22 protein-coding genes are annotated in these 15,868 nt (G+C 69.2%); 12 read left to right on the plus strand and 10 right to left on the minus strand.

Going from position 1 to position 15,868, the window contains the following annotated elements; translation table 11 throughout:
- Positions 1-143 precede the first annotated feature (143 nt).
- The 7 genes from ACN28F_RS24385 (at position 144) to ACN28F_RS24415 (ending at position 5,145) form a co-directional block, all read left to right on the plus strand.
- Positions 144-1,526, plus strand: a complete 1,383-nt coding sequence (locus ACN28F_RS24385) for an aromatic ring-hydroxylating oxygenase subunit alpha (RefSeq protein WP_421359837.1) — start codon at positions 144-146, stop codon at positions 1,524-1,526.
- A 4-nt stretch (positions 1,527-1,530) separates the two neighbouring features.
- The gene (locus ACN28F_RS24390; protein ID WP_421359839.1) at positions 1,531-2,052 is read left to right on the plus strand and encodes an aromatic-ring-hydroxylating dioxygenase subunit beta; all 522 of its coding nucleotides are present in this window, start codon (positions 1,531-1,533) and stop codon (positions 2,050-2,052) included.
- 11 nt (positions 2,053-2,063) lie between these two features.
- Positions 2,064-2,366, plus strand: a complete 303-nt coding sequence (locus ACN28F_RS24395) for a Dabb family protein (RefSeq protein ID WP_421359840.1) — start codon at positions 2,064-2,066, stop codon at positions 2,364-2,366.
- Between the two features lie 21 nt (positions 2,367-2,387).
- Entirely contained in the window at positions 2,388-3,281 is an 894-nt protein-coding gene (locus ACN28F_RS24400) for a VOC family protein (protein WP_289210213.1), read from the plus strand.
- Positions 3,282-3,300: 19 nt separating this feature from the next.
- A complete protein-coding gene (locus tag ACN28F_RS24405) occupies positions 3,301-4,227 on the plus strand; it encodes a helix-turn-helix domain-containing protein (RefSeq protein WP_421359841.1) in 927 nt (308 codons plus the stop codon).
- Entirely contained in the window at positions 4,214-4,414 is a 201-nt protein-coding gene (locus ACN28F_RS24410; protein WP_421359843.1) for a DUF397 domain-containing protein, read from the plus strand. The genes ACN28F_RS24405 and ACN28F_RS24410 overlap by 14 nt, the downstream gene beginning before the upstream one ends.
- A gap of 302 nt (positions 4,415-4,716) precedes the next feature.
- On the plus strand, positions 4,717-5,145 hold the full coding sequence (locus tag ACN28F_RS24415) for a hypothetical protein (protein WP_421359845.1): 429 nt from the start codon (positions 4,717-4,719) through the stop codon (positions 5,143-5,145).
- Between the two features lie 287 nt (positions 5,146-5,432).
- Here ACN28F_RS24415 and ACN28F_RS24420 read toward each other — a convergent pair whose 3' ends face one another.
- The 6 genes from ACN28F_RS24420 to ACN28F_RS24445 all read right to left on the minus strand — a co-directional run bounded on the left by ACN28F_RS24420 (position 5,433) and on the right by ACN28F_RS24445 (position 9,018).
- Positions 5,433-5,696: a sigma factor-like helix-turn-helix DNA-binding protein gene (locus ACN28F_RS24420; protein WP_421359847.1), complete on the minus strand. Its 264-nt coding sequence runs from the start codon at positions 5,694-5,696 to the stop codon at positions 5,433-5,435.
- Positions 5,697-5,801: 105 nt separating this feature from the next.
- On the minus strand, positions 5,802-6,008 hold the full coding sequence (locus ACN28F_RS24425; protein ID WP_421359849.1) for a hypothetical protein: 207 nt from the start codon (positions 6,006-6,008) through the stop codon (positions 5,802-5,804).
- Positions 6,008-6,235 carry a hypothetical protein gene (locus ACN28F_RS24430; RefSeq protein ID WP_421359850.1) on the minus strand — a complete coding sequence of 76 codons (228 nt, stop codon included), beginning with the start codon at positions 6,233-6,235 and terminating at the stop codon, positions 6,008-6,010. The genes ACN28F_RS24425 and ACN28F_RS24430 overlap by 1 nt, the downstream gene beginning before the upstream one ends.
- Positions 6,236-6,525: 290 nt before the next feature.
- Positions 6,526-7,311 (minus strand): aminoglycoside N(3)-acetyltransferase, encoded by a 786-nt coding sequence (locus ACN28F_RS24435; RefSeq protein WP_421359852.1) that lies wholly within the window; start codon positions 7,309-7,311, stop codon positions 6,526-6,528.
- 26 nt (positions 7,312-7,337) lie between these two features.
- A complete protein-coding gene (locus ACN28F_RS24440) occupies positions 7,338-7,508 on the minus strand; it encodes a hypothetical protein (protein ID WP_421359854.1) in 171 nt (56 codons plus the stop codon).
- The gene (locus tag ACN28F_RS24445; protein ID WP_421359856.1) at positions 7,498-9,018 is read right to left on the minus strand and encodes a DUF4419 domain-containing protein; all 1,521 of its coding nucleotides are present in this window, start codon (positions 9,016-9,018) and stop codon (positions 7,498-7,500) included. Before ACN28F_RS24445 ends, ACN28F_RS24440 begins: the two co-directional genes overlap by 11 nt.
- A 176-nt stretch (positions 9,019-9,194) precedes the next feature.
- Here ACN28F_RS24445 and ACN28F_RS24450 point away from each other — a divergent pair, with 176 nt between their 5' ends.
- The 3 genes from ACN28F_RS24450 to ACN28F_RS24460 all read left to right on the plus strand — a co-directional run bounded on the left by ACN28F_RS24450 (position 9,195) and on the right by ACN28F_RS24460 (position 10,450).
- Positions 9,195-9,485, plus strand: a complete 291-nt coding sequence (locus ACN28F_RS24450) for a type II toxin-antitoxin system Phd/YefM family antitoxin (protein WP_421359857.1) — start codon at positions 9,195-9,197, stop codon at positions 9,483-9,485.
- Positions 9,469-9,786, plus strand: a complete 318-nt coding sequence (locus ACN28F_RS24455) for a type II toxin-antitoxin system RelE family toxin (protein WP_421359858.1) — start codon at positions 9,469-9,471, stop codon at positions 9,784-9,786. Before ACN28F_RS24450 ends, ACN28F_RS24455 begins: the two co-directional genes overlap by 17 nt.
- Before the next feature lie 448 nt (positions 9,787-10,234).
- Positions 10,235-10,450 (plus strand): hypothetical protein, encoded by a 216-nt coding sequence (locus tag ACN28F_RS24460; RefSeq protein ID WP_421359859.1) that lies wholly within the window; start codon positions 10,235-10,237, stop codon positions 10,448-10,450.
- Between the two features lie 28 nt (positions 10,451-10,478).
- On the opposite strand, the gene ACN28F_RS24465 is transcribed toward ACN28F_RS24460, so the two are convergent.
- The 3 genes from ACN28F_RS24465 to ACN28F_RS24475 all read right to left on the minus strand — a co-directional run bounded on the left by ACN28F_RS24465 (position 10,479) and on the right by ACN28F_RS24475 (position 12,769).
- On the minus strand, positions 10,479-10,748 hold the full coding sequence (locus tag ACN28F_RS24465) for a hypothetical protein (RefSeq protein ID WP_421359860.1): 270 nt from the start codon (positions 10,746-10,748) through the stop codon (positions 10,479-10,481).
- 98 nt (positions 10,749-10,846) lie between these two features.
- Positions 10,847-11,911: a 3-deoxy-7-phosphoheptulonate synthase gene (gene aroF / locus ACN28F_RS24470; RefSeq protein WP_421359861.1), complete on the minus strand. Its 1,065-nt coding sequence runs from the start codon at positions 11,909-11,911 to the stop codon at positions 10,847-10,849.
- 54 nt (positions 11,912-11,965) lie between these two features.
- Positions 11,966-12,769, minus strand: a complete 804-nt coding sequence (locus ACN28F_RS24475) for a TIGR03084 family metal-binding protein (RefSeq protein WP_421359863.1) — start codon at positions 12,767-12,769, stop codon at positions 11,966-11,968.
- Positions 12,770-13,176: 407 nt separating this feature from the next.
- Here ACN28F_RS24475 and ACN28F_RS24480 point away from each other — a divergent pair, with 407 nt between their 5' ends.
- Complete coding sequence (locus ACN28F_RS24480; RefSeq protein ID WP_421359864.1) at positions 13,177-13,707, plus strand: DUF5987 family protein; 531 nt, start codon at positions 13,177-13,179, stop codon at positions 13,705-13,707.
- On the plus strand, positions 13,704-15,356 hold the full coding sequence (locus ACN28F_RS24485; RefSeq protein WP_421359865.1) for an FAD-dependent oxidoreductase: 1,653 nt from the start codon (positions 13,704-13,706) through the stop codon (positions 15,354-15,356). Before ACN28F_RS24480 ends, ACN28F_RS24485 begins: the two co-directional genes overlap by 4 nt.
- A 40-nt stretch (positions 15,357-15,396) precedes the next feature.
- Here the strand turns inward: ACN28F_RS24485 and ACN28F_RS24490 are convergent, their stop codons facing one another.
- Positions 15,397-15,855: a winged helix-turn-helix transcriptional regulator gene (locus ACN28F_RS24490; protein ID WP_421359867.1), complete on the minus strand. Its 459-nt coding sequence runs from the start codon at positions 15,853-15,855 to the stop codon at positions 15,397-15,399.
- Positions 15,856-15,868: the final 13 nt, after the last annotated feature.

Consider the following 15,868-nt stretch of genomic DNA (forward strand, 5'->3'; position numbering starts at 1 on the left):
CAGTCGGTAACCCGGCTACGGAGGATGTCCTGCTCTTGACAGGTGACCGGCACTGATAGCAGCATCGGATGGCGAGATACTGTCTCGCATTTCGTAGCGCCGCCGAGGGTTGGCGGACCGGACGAGGAAGAGGGCGGTGGGTGATGACGCAGCAGACGCCGGTGCGACCGCTCGGCGGAGCCGATGGCGCGCTGATCGACGAGGACTGGGAGGCGATGCGCTTCCGGGTGCACCGGTCGGCGTACCGCGACCCGGGTCTGTTCCGCGACGAGATCGCCAAGATCTGGGGCCACACCTGGCTCTACCTCGGCCACGAGACCGAGATCCCCAACGCCGGCGACTTCAAGACCCGTACCCTCGGGGGCCGACCGCTGATCTTCTGCCGGGACTCCGCCGGCGAGGTGAAGGTGTTCCTCAACTCCTGCACCCACCGCGGCACCATCCTGTGCCGGCACAACGAGGGCAACACCAAGTTCTTCCAGTGCTTCTACCACGCCTGGGCGTTCAGCAACTCCGGTGAGCTCGCCGCGTTGCCCGGCGACGAGAGCTACCCCGACGACCCCGGCTTCCGCGAGTCGATGCGGCTGCGCCAGGTGCCCCGACTGCAGATCCACGAGGGTTTCGTCTTCATCGCGTTCGACCCCGACGTGCCTGATCTGCTCACCCACCTCGGCCCGGCCGCCCACTACATGTCGCTGACCGCCAAGATCGGCCCGCACGGCATGCAGACCCTGCCCGGCGTGCAGCTCTACAGCGTCAAGGGCAACTGGAAGCTCGCCGTCGAGAACGCCATGGACGGCTACCACTTCGCGCCGACCCACAACACCTTCGTCGGCTACCTGCGGGAGACCGGCTTCGCCGTCACCGACGACGACCAGTACGCCTACGACCTCGGCGGCGGCCACGGGCTGCTCGTGCTCACCGGCCACAACGGTCGGATCGGCATGGTCTGGGAGCCGCGCTTCGGCGACGAGGAGAAGGCCCGTACCGTCGCCAAGCGCAACGAGATGATCGCCCGGCTCGGGCCCGACCTCGCCGCTGAGATCGCCGACGCCAGCCGGATCCTCTTCGTCTTCCCGAACCTGCTGCTGTTCGACCTGGAAGCCCTGACCATCCGCCAGCTCGAACCGGTCGCCGCCGACCGTACCGACGTGCGGGCCTGGCAGTTCGTCGAGACCGGCGAGCCGGAGTCGGTCCGCGCGCTGCGGATCAAGACCATGGTCAGCTTCGTCGGCCCCGGCGGCCTGGCCACCCCGGACGACATCGAGGCGTACGAGGCGGTGCAGCGCGGCATCGTCGCCACCGCCGACTCGGCCGACCCGGCCCACGACTGGTCCGACATGTCCCGGGGCATGGCCAACGAGAAGCAGGGCAACCAGGGCCGCTCCATCGACGAAGGCGCGATGCGCAGCTTCTGGCGGCAGTGGGCCGACCGGGTCGGGGCGGCCACCGCCGTCGCCGGTGACCCGCCGGCCGACCCGGGTGCCCCCGGCCCGTCCACCGTCTTCGCCACCGGGAAGGAGTGACCCGATGCCCCCGACGACCAGCGGAGCAGTGCTCAACGTGGGTGCCCGCGAGGTGACCCGGGCGCAGGTGGAGGACTTCCTCTACCGGGAGGCGCAGCTGCTCGACGAGTGGCGCCTCGACGAGTGGTTCACCATGTTCGAGGCCGACGGTCGGATGGAGGTGCCGACCACCGACTGGGCCGGTTGGGACGCCACCACCGCCGGGTTCTTCGTCTGTGACGACTACGACCTGATCCGGGCCCGGGTGAAGCGGCTGAAGAGCCGTAAGGCGCACGCCGAGAACCCGCACTCGCGTACCCACCGGATGGTCTCCAACGTGATCCTGCTGGAGGCTGGCGCGGAGACGGTCTGGATCAGCGCCAACTTCCTGATCCACCGCTACCGCGACAACGGCGCCTACACCTACGTGGGCCGCTACGAGCACGTCCTCAAGGTCGACGATGACGGCCTGCGTTTCCGGGTCCGCCGCGCCATCCCGGTGATGGAGTCGATGGACCCCGGCGCCCGACTCAGCTTCATCCTCTAGGGCGGGCCGCCGTGATCACCCACATGCTGGCGTTCAAGTTCCGCGACGACCTGCCGGCCGGCGTCGCCGAGTCGGTCCTGGCCGAACTGGACACCTTCCCGCAGAAGTACCCGGCGATGCGCAACTGGCGCAGCGGGGTCAACGTCAGCACCCGCGACACGACGATGACGCACGGCTTCGTCGTGGAGTTCGCCACCGAGCAGGAGCTGCTCGACTACCTGCACAGCGAGTCGCACGAGCGGTTCGTCCGGGAACGCTGGCGTCCGGTCGTCGAACGCCAGGTCATCGTCAGCCTCCCCACCGGGGACGCGTAACTCATCAAGAAGGGGTCGCAGATGTCCACCGAGGCCGCCACCCGCCGTCGCGGGCCCTACGGCATGGAGTACGCCCGGATCGAGGTGCCGGATCTGGCCGCCTCCATCGAGTTCCTGCAGTACCACGTCGGCCTGCAGTTGGAGCAGCACACCGACGAGCACGCGTACCTGCGCGCCGACATCGAGCACCACAGCATCGAGTTGATCGCCGCCCCGCAGCGCACCGAGAGCTGGACCACCGCGATCGGGTTCAGCGTCGAGTCCGACGAGGTTCTCGACGACCTGCGGGAGCGGGTCGTCGCCGGCGGCCACGAGGTGCTCGAACTGCACGAGCGGATGAAGGGCCTGTGCCAGCGCGGGTTCGCCGTACGTGACCCCAACGGGCTGATCGTCGAGCTGTTCACCGAGTTCGTCGAGTACGCCGAACCGCCGCTGATCGAGCTCCGCCCGCAGGACCTGGTGCACCCCTTCCTCGCCACCGACAAGTACGAGGAGTCGCTCGACTTCTACACCAACGTGCTCGGCTTCCTGCCCAGCGACTACGTCGGCGACGTCACCGTCTTCCTGCGCTGCGAGGACCGCTACCACCACAGCCTGGCGTTGCAGCGCAACAAGGAGTTCTACGTCGCGCACCTGTGCTTCAAGATGAAGAGCTTCGACCACGTGATGCGCGGTCGGGCGCGGGCGCAGTACAAGAAGGTGCCGATCGCCTCCGACCTGGTCAACCACTCGGCGTCGACGTCGATCGCGTTCTACATGCACGACCCGAAGCACGGGCCGCGTTACGAGCTGTGCGACCGGCACCGGGTCTTCACCCCGGAGGAGCACGCCACGCACCGGGCCCGGCGGATGGCCGTCGACCCGCGCAACATCGACGTGTGGCGGCCGGCCGCCGACGACTGGGGTCGTTTCTGATCATCGTCGTCCGACACACATGAACGACCCTCGGGGAATCGTCCCCGGGGGTCGTTTTCTCGTGGTGTGCCGACGTTTGTCTATTCCATCCTGGACTATCCATCCGGATCAGTGGAAGGATGGCCACCAGCGGACAACAACCACCACACCACGACATTGGGGTGATCCAAACGTGAGTGAGCTCAGCGTCGAGATTCGGCGACTTCGAATCGCCGGTGGGATGAATCAGAGTCAGCTTGGCGCCGCGCTGCGGGTGTCCAAGTCGCTCGTCGCGGGATTCGAATCGGGGCGGCACATCCCGCAGGCGGACACCGCCACCAACCTGGATCGGGTCTTCGGCACCGATGACAAGATCCAGAAGTTGTCGACGGAGGCGCGGCAGGACCGGTACCCGTGGATGCGTCCGTGGGTCGAGCACGAGCGCCGGGCGCTGCTGTTACGCACCTACGAGCCGCTGCTCGTCCCCGGACTGCTCCAGACCGAGGGTTACATGCGGGCGGTGTTGGCGACCTCCACGATGAACGACGGGCGGATCGACGACCTGGTGCGCACCCGGCTGGAGCGACAGGCCGCGACGCTCGGCCGGGACAACCCGGTGGTGGTCTCGGCCATCATCAATGAGTTCGCGCTCAGCCGAGGTCCTCGCGAGGTGATGAAGAATCAACTGGGCCACCTGGTGGACCTCGGCCACCGGCCGTCGGTCAAAGTCCGGGTGCTGCCGGACGACGCCGGGCTGCACCTCGGTCTCGGTGGCGCGTTCGTGATCGCCAACCTGCCGGACGGTCGGCGCTGCGGCTACCTCGACAACCAGTTGAAGGGCGCCGTGGTGTCCAGCCATGGCGAAGTGGCCGAGCTGGAACTAGCCTGGGAATCCGTGGACGGACTCGCCCTGCCGGTGGTGCAGTCCCAGGATCTGATGCTGAGGATGATCGATGAGCGCAAGTGAACCGCGCTGGCGGAAGTCCAGCCGATCGGCCAACGGCGGAAACAGCTGCGTCGAGGTCGCCGACAACCTTTCCGGTCGGGTCCTGGTCCGCGACACCAAGGACCGCGACGGCGGTACGTTGACCTTCGGCCCGGCCGCCTGGTCGGCGTTCGTCGAGTCGACCAAGGACACCAGCACCAGCGCCTGACCCGCTTCCCACAACGCTCCCCAGAACCCCGGCCACCCGTACCAGGTGACCGGGGTTCCTTCGATGCTCCGGTGCAGTCCCAGAAGCGTGATCCGGTATGAGAGGCGCTCAGATGCTCTGGGCGGGGACGTTCGTGTTGCCGCCCCGGATCTCGTATATCCCGCCGCCCAGGTCCCGCGCGAGTCCAGTAGGGCCTGAGCCTGCCACTCGTCCGACGGCCATTTGGTGGCGATCGACCAGCGAACGCCAATAAGCGACACCTCGGTCAGGTCCGCATCCCTGAGATCGGCGTCCGTGAAGTTGTGCCGCACGCGGTCAAGATCGCGGGCGAGAGCCCGGACGCGATCGCGGTCGTGGTCGTGGGCGAGAGCGCGGATGCGTTTGTGGTCGCGGGCGAGGGCGTGGGCGAGGTCGCGGGCGAGGTTGAGAGCGCGGGCGTGGGCGAGGTCGTAGGCGAGGTTGTGGGCGAGTCGGCGGGCGCGGGCGAGGTCGCGGGCGAGGTTGAGAGCGCGGGCGAGGTCGTGGGCGTGGGCGAGATAAAGGGCGTAGGCGAGGTTGCGGTCGCTGACGAAGCCGAGGCTGCGGATGAGGTCGCCGGCGAGTGTGCGGGCAGGGATGAGGTCGCGAGTTGGGTCACGGTCGTGGGCCGAGGATCGGTTGGTAATCACCGCTTTGGTGATCTCCAGGACGACAGCGAAGGCGATGATGGCCGGGTGGTTGCGGAGACCTAGTCGGCTGGCGTCGTCCAGCGACATCAGCCGAGCTGCGACCTCACATTGCAACTCTGCCCGGTCGGGCGTTGCGCTGGGCTGCTCGGAAGGCGAGGCCGCAGAGGGTGTGGCTGCCGCTGGCGGAGGGACGAATGCGCGGAGTCCTGCCTCGTCAAGGTCCAAGTCCTGGCCGGTACGGGTGTGTTGGGCGGCGACGAGGGCTTCGCGCAGGCCCGCTTCGACGTCGAGCAGGCCGTCGAGTTCGGCTGCGGTGCTGGCGTGCAGGCCGGTGAACAGGTCGTCATCGTTCATCTGGGTTCCCCCGCCCGGCGGAGGTGTTCGGCGAGCGCGCGGCGGGCGAGCTTCAAGCTGGCCCGTACCGCCTCGGGTGTGATCTCCAGTTCGACGGCGATCTCCTGCGGCTGGTAGCCGTCGAACGTCCACGCCATGACCTGCCGTTGTCGCCAAGGCAGTATGGCCAGCAGCCGTATGACATCATGTCGCTGCTCCCAGGCGGAGATGTCGGCGGATGCGGACAGCAACGGGCTGAGCAGTTCCGGCTCAGTGACCACCTCCTGGCCGAATTGTCGACGGCCGTACCGGCGGGACGCGACCCGCCGGGTCCACGCGCGCGGATGCCGGATCGACGGCCAGCTTCGGTACGCCTCGATCATGGTCTACTGGGCGATGTCGGTGGCGTCGGCGAGTCCCGCACCCATCCAGAGCAGGAAGTTGACCAGGGCTTTGACTTCTGCCCGGTAGAAGGCGCTGTAGGCGGCGACATCGACCAGGGGTGGGCCCGGGTCGTGGTGAGTCGGCACGCCGGTCGCGGTCGTGGGTAACGTACGTCCCGGTTCGTCGGGAGGTTCCAGAACGTGGTTCATCAGCACTCGTTTCGGGTCGCGGGCCCGAGGTCGAGGACCAGCCGGGTACCGTCCTCGCGCTGCTCCCGCACCCGGCTCCCGGCGGGCAGTGCGGTAGCCGTCTGCAGGTAGTCGCGCCGCTCCCGCTCCTGGCGGAGCCGGAAGTGCAGCCGTAGCCATAGTGTCATCAGGGGTACGGCTGACCCAAGAACCATCAACCCGACGCCGATCACGTCGTGTGTTGCCATCGCTGTCTTCCTCTCCGCCTGTCCGCTGTGCGCACTGCTAAGTGGTGGTAAGACAGCCCTGGCGTGAAGCCGACAGCCGAGATTTGTGCGTGAGCCGGCATGCGCCTCGTCGAGGTGACGCTGACGCACGTCAAGTTCGCGAGATGAGGTGTCTCAGCGTCACCTCGATGTAGTGCCGCTGCCTTGGCGTACGGAACTACCGAGTACCGCCCTGCCCGCAGCGGGATGCCTCAGGCGTACGGCATCGCTTCGTCGACCAGCCGGGGCACGGGCGACACCTGCGGTCACCGTTATGACTGGCGGGTCGTCCGGTGGGTGGCGAGCCAGTTCACGGCGAAGTCGACCAGCGGGCGTTGGCGCGTCAGCCGGCTTTCGGCCGCGCCGACCTTCCCGATCGCCGCGCCGCTGACGGTCTCGAAAGCAGCACCGAGTTGGTCGAAGTCGCTTTCGTCGATGGCGACGTCCTGCCAGTGGGTCCAGGCGCGACCGGTAGGGGTGCGTACGGCCGAGCCTTCCTGCTTGCGCGGCGGGTCCGGCAGCCGATATTCGGCCAGGTGCAGCGAGGTGTTGCTCTGATGTCCTACGCCCAGCAGGAGGACATCGCCGTCCAGCCGATAGACGGCACCGACGGGGGAGTGTTCACCGAGCATGTCGTCGAGTTGGTGCCCGGCCACCACGGCTTCGGCGAGTGGGCCGACGGCCGCGAACGATACCTGCGGGTGGTCGCTGCGACGCGCACCCGGCCAGGTACGGGTTGTCTCCGCGATAGCGCCCATCCAGCGGCTCGGCGTCACCGCCGGATCGAATCCGGGCGTGTGGGTGCGGATTACCGGCCACCATGACTCCGGTACGGGCGGATTGCGCCAGCAAGCGGGATCGGTGTTGTCCGGAGTGTGCGTCGGCACCACCAGCGTGCCGTCGGGACCCAGCGCGTCGAGCAGCGCCTGGACCACCGCGACCGGGCCGCCGCAGACCCAGCCGAGCGCCTTGAGTGACGAGTGCACGATCAGCACCGATCCGCGCCGTACCCCGAGTGCGGTCAGGTCGTCGGCGAGCGCGGCGCGCGTGTGCGGCATGGCGGTGTCGATCGGCTGACCGTACCTCAGTCGGTTCCGGTGGCGAGGGTGCACCAGGCCGCTTCGACCTGCGCGATGCCGGTCCGGCCCTTGTCGGTCAGCGCGCTGCGGGGCAGCTTGGCCACCGCTGACCCACCCGTACGGGACGTGCCGCCGGCCGGCCGAGCCCGCCGGCCGGACAGCGGGTCATCGACCATCTGCTGGTCGGTCGAGCTGATCCAGCCGACCGGTCTCCAGGTGCGAAATGTCGCCGCCGGAGTCGAGCGCGGCGTCGAGCAGGTGGGCGAGCGAGGTGCCGTACACCGGGACGTCGGCGGGGTCGTCGATCAGGCGGAAGCGGGCCTGGAACTCGTCCGACCGTGCGGCCGCCACCTCCTCGATCCGGCAGCGGACCCAGTGGGCCGACTGCGTCTTGTCGTCGAGGGCGGCGCAGATGCTCTGGCCGTCGGGGGACTCGATGACCGCCAGGAGTGACGGTTCGTCGTAGTCGCGATAGATGTGCCGGTGCTCGGTGACCGGCAGCAGCCGCCAGATGTCGAACAGCGTGGCGGAGCCGACACGCTGGTAGAGCGCCACGAGCTCGTCGGTCAGGTTGAACACGTCCAGCCGCTGCGGCGGCGTGATGTCGTGGTCCCGAACGATCCGGTCGATCACGTCGTCGATCTCCACCGCCGCAGGCGCGAGGTACCAGCCGGCCACCGGCCGCAGCGCGCCGTCGTCGTCCTGCGCGACGCCGACCAGGCCGGCGTGCAGGGCGACCGTACGGTTGTCGTTCGCCGTCGCGTCGTTGACGTTGACGATCACCCTCGACAACGTCGCGGGAAGCCGATCGGTGCGGATGCCCGGACCGTTGTAGAAGCCCCGGCCGTCGACCGTCGCGTCGCGGGGCTCGTCGACGGGCAGCTCCAGCAGCGGATTCGGGCGGTCCAGCGCCCCCTTTCCCCGCAGGTACGGGTACAGGCGGGCGATCCAGCCCGTCACCACCTCACCACCGTACGCGTCGACCGGGTTGTAGATCCGCCGCCAGAACGCCACGTCCACCTGGCCTTGCGCGGCCCGGACGAACTGGTCGGCGACAGGTGCGAGCGACCGGCACCATTTCTGTAGGCCGTACCCTGCGATCGTGTCCACCCGCGTGCGGATCTTCCGCCAGTCCGCCGCAGTGCCGGTCACCGTGATCGACGGGATGCCGCACACGCACACCAACCACAGGGAAAAGTACGGGGAGTAGGCGTCGAGCGCCGTGACCCGGCCAGCGAGACGGTCGACGTCGCTGCTGGTGGAGAAATCACATTTGAACAAGTCGGCGTCGCTGCTCTCGGCGGCCAGCAGGTGGTGGAACGACTCGACCACGTCCTGCCAGGACGCCGCGTCCGTCGGCATGGGCCCGTCGACGGCCACGGTGAGGCGCTTACGGCCGGCGTGGTCAACCAGCCGGGGACGCAGCTCCTCGGCGTGCAGCCGGATGTGATGGGCGACGCCCTGCGCGATGGTCAACCACACCGCGTCGGGAGTCAACACCAGCGGGCGGTGGTCGGCGAACGCCCGCCCTACCGCGTCGAGCAAAGGGTGCACCCCGTCCGGCACCAGCACCGGCAGCGCTGGATCACCGCCGACCACCAACGCGTCATCGAAGAGATCGCCCACCGGTCGGGTAGGCAGGCGTGTGGTCGCCGGGACCACGTCGTCGACCCGGAAGGTCACCATCGAACGACCTTAACCGTCATCGTCTGGACACGATCACGCGTCCCAGGGGTCCCATACGTCCCACGCGTCCCTGTCACCTACGGGCCGTTCCAGGTTGGGGCCGTTGCTCTCGTGTCGGAACGCCTGGTCTGACCATTCGTGGACGTAGGCGACGCCGTAGACTAGAATCTTGGTCTATGACCGTGCTTCCGTTGTCCGAAGCGAAGGCCAGGCTCTCCGAGGTGGCCGACGAAGTCGACCGTACCCACGACCGCGTTCACATCACGCGCAACGGCCGCGAATACGTCGTGCTGATCTCCGCCGAGGACCTCGAGTCGATGGAGGCCACCATCGAGCTCCTCTCCGATCCGACGGCCATGGCGCGGATTCAGGAGGCCGACGACGCCCTCGCCAGGGGAGAGAGCACCAGCGCGGAGGAAATGGCGCTCCTCATGGCGCAACGGCGGGCTCGTGAACAGGCCGCATGACGAGCCAGGCGCCGACGGTGAAGCCGACGGACCCGAACCGTATACCCTGATCCTGGCACCTGGCGCGAGACGCGCTTTGAGTCACGGCCTCCCGGCCAGCGCCGCGTTCGCCGCGTGGGAGTTCATCAACGGCCCGCTGCGACGAGAACCACATCGGGTGGGCGCTCAGCTGCACGCACTGTTCGAGGGTCTCTGGCGCGCCAGACGCGGTGAGTACCGCGTCCGGTATCGCATCGACGACAAGCATCACGAGGTGCATGTCCTCGACGTCGATCACCGCCGTGACGCGTACCGCCGCTGATTACCGTGTCGTGGAGTCACCTCGCGGAGACAACATTGTTGCGGCTGCAACGGCGTCGAGCCTGGACCGTTACGATCCGCGCGGATAGTGACGTGCATGAGTGGCGACCGTCCGGGGCGGGCGTTCCCGGTGACCCTGGCCTGGCTGATCCATCCGGTCACGCTGGCGTCCCTGATCCTGCTGCTGATCAACGATCACCTGGAGGTCGCCTCGGCGGCGTGGAGCGCCGTGGTCGGCCCGTCGGTGATCCGGGCCGACTGGACGGACCTGCTGACGGTGCCGGCGCTCGGTGTGGCTGGTTGGGCCTACCTGCGGGTGCGTGACCGTCCCGTCTCGCGGCGGACGGTACGCCGGCTCGGCGTGCTGCTCGTGCTCCCGACCGCCGTGCTCGGCGTGGCGGCCACGTCGCAGGGGCAGGGATCACCGCGCGCGGGCCCAGTACAAGAAGGTGCCGATCGCCTCCGACCTGGTCAACCACTCGGCGTCGACGTCGATCGCGTTCTACATGCACGACCCGAAGCACGGGCCGCGCTACGAGCTGTGCGACCGGCACCGGGTCTTCACCCCGGAGGAGCACGCCACGCACCGGGCCCGGCGGATGGCCGTCGACCCGCGCAACATCGACGTGTGGCGGCCGGCCGCCGACGACTGGGGTCGTTTCTGACCGGCGGTCGTCGGCCACACGTAACGGGTCAACCTTCGTCCGCGTCGAGGCTCGGTACCTCCAGCCCGGCGGCGCGCAGCGCGTCGGCGCGTTCGTCGCGGGTCGCCTCCTCCCGGGCGAGCAGGTTGGCGTACTCGGCGATGTCGGCCGGGTCGGGCAACGTACCGGTCCGGTCGAGGTAGCGGGCGGTCCGGGCGGTCGCCTCGGCGTACGCCCGGGCGGCCTGCACGGCCCGTGGCATCGTCCGGTCGTCGGTCCCGACGTCGCGGTCGACGTCGGGTATGGCCTGGTCAGTCACGTCGCTGGTCCTCTCCGCCGGCGCCGCTGCACCGGATGTGAGGGCTCCTACCCACATCCGGTGCAGGCATGCGTCGGTTCGCGGCCGGGCGGTCCCCGTCAGCGGCCCGACTGGGCAGCGGCCCGTGGCCGGGCCGACCGCGCCGGGGTCGCGGGCCGGCGGCCCATCAGCCGGGTGAGCTCGGTGATCCGGTGCCCGAGCTCGACGAGTTCGGCACCGACCAGCGCCTGCGGTCCGTCGCACAGCGCCTTCTCCGGCTCCGGGTGCACGTCCACGATGACGCCGTCCGCGCCGACGCTCACCGCTGCCCGGGTCAGCGGAAGCACCAGGTCGCGGCGTCCCCCGGAGTGCGACGGGTCCACGATGACCGGTAGGTGGGACAGCTGCTGGACCACCGGCACGGCGGAGATGTCCAGAGTGTTGCGGGTCGCCGTCTCGAACGTACGGATGCCCCGCTCGCAGAGCACGATGTCGAGGTTTCCCCGCTGGGCGATGTACTCGGCCGCCATCAGCCATTCCTCGATCGTCGCGGACATGCCGCGCTTGAGCATGACCGGCCGGCCAGCCGACCCGGCGGCCTGCAGCAGCGGGAAGTTCTGCATGTTGCGGGTACCGATCTGCAGCATGTCGGCGTACCGCGCGACCAGCGGCACGTCCTCGGCGCTGAGCACTTCGGTGACGACCGGCATCCCGGTGTGCTCCCGGACCTCGGCCAGGATGCGGAGTCCGTCCTCGGCCAGTCCCTGGAAGGCGTACGGCGAGGTCCGGGGTTTGAACGCGCCGCCCCGCAGGAGGCTCGCGCCGGCCTGACGGGCCAGCTGCGCGGCGGCCAGCGTCTGCGCCGGGGACTCCACCGCGCACGGTCCCGCGATGAAGGTGACCGTGCCCGGCCCGATCGGTACACCACCCACCCATACCACCGACCGCTGCGGATGGTGCTCCCGGCTGACCAGCTTGTACTTCGCCGAGATCCGGGTGACCTGATGGACCCCGCGCATCCCGGCCAGGTTCAGCGTGGCGAACCGGTCGACGTCGCCCACCAGCCCGATGATCACCCGTTCGATCCCCCGGCTGACGAAAGCCTGGCCGCCGGCTGACTCCACGCGGTCGATGATCGCGGCGATGTCGGGTGCCGCGGCGTCTGCCCGCATGACGATCACCATGGTGACTCCTCCGTCGCGGTGGCCAGGTCGGAGCGCAGGTCCGTCGCGGCCGGACTACCGGCGGCCATCGGCGAACTGTCCGGGCCGTCGTCCGGGTCCGGCCGGCCCCCGGTACGCCTGGGCGATGTCGAGCCACTGGTCGGCCTCGGCCCCGGTGGCGGTCAACGCCAGGTCGGCCCGGTGCCGGCGCCGGGTGACCAGCAGGCAGAAGTCCTCGGCCGACCCGGTGATCCGCTGTGTGCCGTCGGCCGGGCCGAACTCCCACAGCTTGCCTGACGGGGCGGTGAGCTCGAACCGGAACTGCACGTCCGGTACGGCGAGGCCCCGTGCCAGGTAGCCGAAGTCCCAGGTGCGCACGGCGAAGCCGACGAGGAACCCGATGCGGTCGGTGCGCTGCGGTCGGACACCGAGCGCGTCGGCGATGTCCTGGCCGTGGCCGAACAGCTCCATCATGCCGGCCGACGCGAGCACCGCCGGCGGCAACGGCCGTACCAGCCAGGGCACGACCTGGTCGGCCGGCACTGCGGCCAGAGCCTTCTCGGCGGCGGTCCGCTCCGCCCGCCACCGGGCGAGCAGGACCTGAGGCGGGTCGGCGAGGTACTCCGCCAGCGCCCGGTCGACGTTGGCGTTGAAGTCGGGGCTCAGCCGTGCGGCCATCGCGGTGAAGCCCGCCGGGTCCGCCGCCGCGAGCGCCGCCATCCGGAACGTCGCGGCCAGATGGGCGATCTGGTGAGCGATCGTCCAGCCCGCAGCGGGGGTCTCCAGCTGCCACTGGCCGGCGTCGAGTCCGCTCACCAGCTGGTCGACGGCCGCGCCGTCGGCGGAGAGAGCGGAGATCACATCCAGGTTCTGGGACATGGCGCTTCCTTCCCGGTTGTCACAGGATCTGTTCGTTCTCGACCGTCCGTGGTGGTCGGCGCATTCTGCTGCAGCCGTGACGGCGCGGGCTTCCATCGAGCCTAGGCGGCAGCCGTAACGGCCACGTCTTGCATATTGCGGACCTGTTCGTGAATCGGCCGATCGCCGGTCGGTCCGCTCTTTGGTCTCCACGTACGGGAACAGCAACAGAGTTGAGCAGTTGGGTTGCTTCAAGCAACCATGAAGATGATGGTCGGGGTCGCAGCGTCCATTATGAGTCAAGGGCGGCCTGATAATTGACGGCGAACCTTGTCGGTCAGGTCGAGATATGGCGTTCTTCTGCCCGGTCATTTAGTAGTAGCAGGAGGCTTTCCGTGATTCCAGCCCCGGCTGACGATGAGATGAGCATGACATTGGAGGCCTACGCCGACACGATTCTGCCGGGCGAGAAACGTTCGGCCGAGGACCACGCGGTCGCGGGCGTCGCGTCGGGCGGCGGTGCGGCATCCGCCGGCGCGCTGGAGGTCCTGCGCAGCCCCGAAGGCGGCATGGAACCCGTGCTGGAGACGCTGGCCGAGCAGCTCAACGAGCACGCCCGTCGGTTCGCCGAGGAACACGGCCACCCGCTCGCCGCGGCCCTGCCGCCGTTCGTGGCCCTGGCCTACCCCGAGCGGGTCTCGCTCATCCAGGAGCTCACCGCGCCCGACCACGTCGAGCGGGAGCTCTGGGTCAGCCTGGCGATGTTCAGCACGATCGCCTTCGACTCCGGCTCACACCTGCACACCACCGACGCCCTCGCCGCAGGTCATCCCGGGCTGACCACACTCGGCTACTTCCCGCCGGACGCCGACGGGCTCTGGCGGTTCCCCGCCTACTCGTACGGGCGGCAGCTGGCCCGCCCGCATCCCGACACGACCCCCTCAGGGAGCCCGGCATGAGCAGCATCGAGAGCACCGACGTCCTGGTGATCGGCAGCGGCTTCGGCGGCGCCATCACCGCGTACCACCTCGCTGCCGGTGGTGCCCGGGTGACCATCCTCGAACGCGGCCCGTGGCTGTCCGGCACGGACTTCGACCAGGACTTCAAGTTCGGATCGTCGACCACCCGGGCGTTCGACTTCGTCATCGGCGACGGTATGAGCGTGCTGGGTGGCAACTGCGTGGGTGGGGGCAGCGTCGTCTACTTCGCCGCCATGCCGCGCGCCCCACGGTTCGTCTTCGAACGGCACGGCAGCATCGGCCGGCGGATGTGGCCGGCCGCCGTCTCCCGGGACACGCTCGAACCCTGGTACGACCGGGTCGCCGAGGCCCTGCCGGTCACCCAGCAGGAGTGGCGGAACGTGCCGTACGCGGGCGGCCTGTGGGCCGCCGCCTGTGACCACGCCGGCCGGACCGCCAACCCTGTTCCGGTGGCGATCGACGAGGAGAAGTGCACCAACTGCAACTGGATGATGTCCGGCTGCCGCTTCGACGCCAAACGTTCGCTGCTGCTGAACTACCTGCCGGCCGCGATCAGCCACGGTGCCGAGATCCGCCCGTTGCACGAGGTCCAGCATCTGACCCGCAACGCAGACGGCAGTTACCGGGTGCACTACACCGTGATGGACGAGGTCGACTACCGGATCGAGGTGGCGAGCGGGACGATCGACGCCAAGATCGTCGTGGTGGCGGCCGGGGCCGGCGCGACCCCGGTGATCCTGCAGCGCTCCGCGCCGTACCTCGGGCAGATGCCGGACGCGGTCGGGCGCTACTTCTCCGGCAACGGGGAGCGGCTGAACACCGCCGTCGTCGACGACGACCGGGTCCGCGAGGTGCTCGGCCTGCAGCGGGCCGACGGCGTCGGGTACCAGGCGTACCAGATCGGCAAGGGACCGGCGGTGGCCAGCTGGGACCGGTTGGATGCGGCGCTGCCGGAGTACGAGCGGTACTCGCTGGAGCAGCTCTACTTCCCGCCCGGTTTCGGCACCATCCTGGCCCAGGTGCCGGACGCCACCGGCCCCACCTGGTTCGGGGTGGAGAAGAAGGAGCTGATCCGTAAGTGGCAGTCCTGGTTGACCATCTTCATCATGAGCGAGGACGACAACGAGGGGGTCTTCGGCGAGCTGCCGCCGTCGGGCAACGGGGTCCGGCTGTCCCAGCAGATGCTCGCTCGTGGCCCGCTGCGCTATCGGCCGACGGCGAACACCCTGCGGGGCTGGGCTGCTGCCGACGCCGACATCCGGGACATCCTGGAGCGCGACGGGCTGGCCCGGGTGATGCCGTGGACCAACGACCTGGTCGGCGCGTACACCGTCCACCCGCTGGCGTCCTGCCGCATCGGCGACGACCCGGCGACCTCGGCCCTTGACGACCGTCACGAACTGCGTGGCCACCCGGGGATCTTCGTCACCGACGGATCGGCGGTGCCCGGCGCGCTCACCGTGAACCCGGCGATGACGATCGCCGCGCTCGCCGAGCGGGCCGTGCCGGCGATCGTCGCCGCAGCCGCGGAACGGGGCCTGTCCGTGACGTACGGGGCACCGGCCCCCAACGGGGAGACCGCCGGTCGACGCGGCGTACTGCAGCAGACGGGCACCCGACGGGCCTGACGTCGGCGTGACCGGTGACCGGCCGGCGTGACCGGTCGGGTCACCGGTCCGGCGCCGGCCGGCCCGTCGGGCGAGTGTCGATCTGTCGACTGTCCAGCCGTTCGGCGCACCGGCTGCAGCCGACCTGTACCTGGGCCCGGCCGCCGCAGCCGTGGTGCGTCAGCGCCCGGCCCGGCCCGTCGGCACCGAGCTGCTGCGTTCCCCAGTCCATCAACGACATGACCACCGGTGCCAGCGCGCGGCCCCGCTCGGTCAACTGGTACTCGTAGCGCGGTGGCCGTTGCTGATAGACGACCCGGTCGAGCACGTCCGCCTCGACGAGCGTCTGCAACCGGTTCGACAGCACGTTGCGCGCCACGCCGAGGTTGGCCCGGAAGTCGTCGAACCGCGTCGTGCCGAACAGCGCGTCCCGGACGATCAGGATCGTCCAACGCTCACCAACGACTTCCAGCGCTCTCGCTACCGGACAGGTCTGGTTGTCGTACATGCGGCCGAGCATCTGCCGATCGTAC

This window comes from Solwaraspora sp. WMMA2101, from assembly GCF_049179175.1.
In the GTDB taxonomy this organism is placed as follows: Bacteria; Actinomycetota; Actinomycetes; order Mycobacteriales; family Micromonosporaceae; genus Micromonospora_E.